This is a genomic window from Bacteroides sp. RTP31139st1_H2_RTP31139_211217, from assembly GCF_040227615.1.
Lineage (GTDB): Bacteria > Bacteroidota > Bacteroidia > Bacteroidales > Bacteroidaceae > Bacteroides > Bacteroides uniformis.
Genome location: NZ_JBCNZM010000355.1, coordinates 1 through 1,052, shown reverse-complemented (window position 1 = coordinate 1,052; position 1,052 = coordinate 1). Strand labels below are relative to the sequence as shown.

The 1,052-nt window shown below is 44.5% G+C and carries 1 protein-coding gene and 1 pseudogene; both read right to left on the bottom strand.

The genetic code is table 11. The annotated features are described in order from the left end of the window. Nucleotides 1–43: 43 nt before the first annotated feature. Nucleotides 44–529, bottom strand: coding sequence for a dihydrofolate reductase family protein (locus tag ABUA47_RS24905; RefSeq protein ID WP_009293411.1), 486 nt, complete (start codon nucleotides 527–529; stop codon nucleotides 44–46). A gap of 179 nt (nucleotides 530–708) precedes the next feature. Further along, a pseudogene (locus ABUA47_RS24900) lies at nucleotides 709–909 on the bottom strand (hypothetical protein). Nucleotides 910–1,052: the final 143 nt, after the last annotated feature.

Here is a 1,052-nt window from a genome sequence, read left to right as displayed (position 1 = left end):
GCAATCGGTTGCTGCACTTTTGCTATAATATCTATTTGTCATATTAGACCTTCCCGTACACCGTCCTCATTTTTCCGTCCAACAGCACATTATTTGACCGCACAATCCAAGCACTGCCGTCGTTCAGTCCGCACTCCAATGCCTTTTCGCCACCGCCGATTAGTACCGGAACGGTTGTCACTGTGATTTCGTCCGCCAGTCCGTTATCCAAGAGTAAAGCCCCGATTTCCTCACCGTAAGCCACCACCATACCGTCACCGTCTTCCTTCATCTGTCGCAGTGCTGCCACTGCATCTCCTTGGATGAACTTCACTCGTTCATTCTCCGTCAGGTCGATGCCGCCGTTCGTCACAACCAAAGTCTCTTTTGCCGTAATCGGCCAACCCAAATGGTTCATATAAATACGCAGGTAAGTTTCTTCGTCAATCAGCACACAACTGGAGGCATCCACTGCCGCATCAAAATACTTGTCCGAAGGAGCCGGACAACCGTCGATGGACTGATACACGTGCAAGGTAATCTGTTTCATATTCAATGTATTTTTAAGAATTATGTCCACCTTGCACCTTAAAGAACAGCATGAACTCACGCTATTCCGGAATAGAGGTACTGTCATACTTAAAAGGCAGATAAGCAAGCCCCTGCTGTATAAACATACAGTATGAATATTTTGCTATACATCTTGTCTTTTTGATAAGTGTCAGTTTTCTATTCCAAGACGTTCAGTGAACGTACAATATGTATATCAATCTCTGCCTGTTTCCAAGCCGAGTATGAATCTTCCATGTCACGACAATGACCGTACCCGAAAGTACCGTCTGCTGTCTTCATTTTGACAAAGATAACGAAAGATTAGCGGATAAGCAAACAAAAAACATTGTTTTTCAGGTTGCCTGTTCCGAACCGCATCCTGCCTTATCAAAAAGATGTTATAGTACGGGCAATCCGTTCCGGTTGTCCGTTGCTCTGTTTTAGCACCCCTGTTTTACAGTTTTATTCATCCCTTTCTATTTGATTGTCATTTATTATCGTTTTGCTGCTGCCGTGCGACT

Excerpts from the sequence above, each read along its gene's own strand:
- ABUA47_RS24905 (WP_009293411.1), bottom strand. The coding sequence starts at position 529 with ATGAAACAGATTACCTTGCACGTGTATCAGTCCATCGACGGTTGTCCG.